The organism is Calothrix rhizosoleniae SC01 (assembly GCF_900185595.1).
In the GTDB taxonomy this organism is placed as follows: Bacteria; Cyanobacteriota; Cyanobacteriia; order Cyanobacteriales; family Nostocaceae; genus Calothrix_A; species Calothrix_A rhizosoleniae.
In genome coordinates this window covers 1-1,361 of sequence record NZ_FYBH01000434.1, presented here as the reverse complement: position 1 = coordinate 1,361, position 1,361 = coordinate 1, and the positions used below count along the sequence as shown (strand labels likewise).

At 44.7% G+C, this 1,361-nt stretch carries 2 protein-coding genes; both read right to left on the bottom strand.

What is annotated here, in order from left to right; translation table 11 throughout:
• Positions 1-953 (bottom strand): tetratricopeptide repeat protein (locus CALSC_RS25050; RefSeq protein ID WP_143288387.1); only part of this gene is annotated, 953 nt, incomplete at its 3' end.
• A gap of 210 nt (positions 954-1,163) precedes the next feature.
• Positions 1,164-1,361, bottom strand: a 198-nt coding sequence (locus CALSC_RS25045) for a transposase (RefSeq protein ID WP_143288386.1), incomplete at its 5' end; no start/stop codon positions are given.

Sequence of the window (1,361 nt, the reverse complement as noted above, 5' to 3'; positions counted from 1 at the left end):
AACCAAGCTTCGTGGTAGTCAGGTTTAATTGCAACGGCTTTATCATAGGATGCGATCGCTTGTTCATATTTTCCTAAATTACCTAGAGCAAGACCCCGGTTGTTCCAAGCTTCGTGTAAGTCAGGTTTAATTGCAAGGGCTTTGTCATAGGATGAGATGGCTTCTTCATGTCTTCCCAATTGACCTAAAACCACACCCTTGCTAAACCAAGCTACATAATTGTCAGGTTTAATTGCCACTGCTTTATCATAGGATGCGATCGCTTCTTCATATTGTCCTAAATTACCTAGAGCAACACCCCGGTTGTACCAAGCTTCGTGTTTGTCAGGTTTAATTGCAACAGCTTTATCCCAGGATGCGATCGCTTCTTCATATTGTCCTAAATTACCTAGAGCAACACCCCGGTTGTACCAAGCTTGGTGGTCGTCAGGTTTAATTTCAAGGGCTTTATCCCAGGATGCGATCGCACCTGCAAAATTCCCAGCCATAGCTAGCCGATTACCTTCTTCAAACCACCTCTCAGCATCCTCTTCTTCCTCCGCGTCCTCTGAGCCTCGGCGGTTCAATTCCTCCCCTCTCCTCAACAACCGCACCCCAACATCACCCGCAACCCGACTCAACTCCCCAATACCCAAATCCCCCAACAGCACCATCCGCCTTCCCAACTCATCATGCACACCATCCCCACCTAACAACCTTTCCCCAAAACCCCGTAACCACTCCACAAAATCAGAGTGAGAAATATTCTTTGCTGTCAAAAATCCCCTCGTCCATCCACGACTCCAACCATCATTAACCCCTTGCAACAACTCCATCAACAAAGACTCATACTCCCCATCCGTAAGTTGTGGAGATTGCTCTTCCGTGGTGGTGACAGAACTATCAACTTGGGTATTTCTCCCCAACAATCGCTGAAATAAGCCCTTAATCCAATGCCAAAGCCGCCTAAGCATCTGTTGCAATTAACTGATGGTATTTCTACTTAGATATTAACCCTTCCACCGCATCAAATACGCAAATTTTTCACAACAATTTCTCCTCTCAGACTTGCGTAATTAACACAATCCCCAACTTCTATCTAAATGGAGCAATTCATCTCCCGTTACAGCGAAGCTTAGCGGGAGATGAATTGCGACCAACAAAAAATTGAGGGAAGCGAATCATTATGTTGGTTGTTCTTGGTTCTCAACGTAATTTTTTAATTGTTCAACCGTGACACCACCACAACTAGCCACAAAATACGCACCAGTCCAAAAGACAGGCTTGTTGTAGAAGTATTTTTTAGCCAACCAAGGAAACTCTTTGCGGATTAGCCTACTACTCACTGTTTTGATATTTCCAATGAGTGTTGAGAGTGGTTT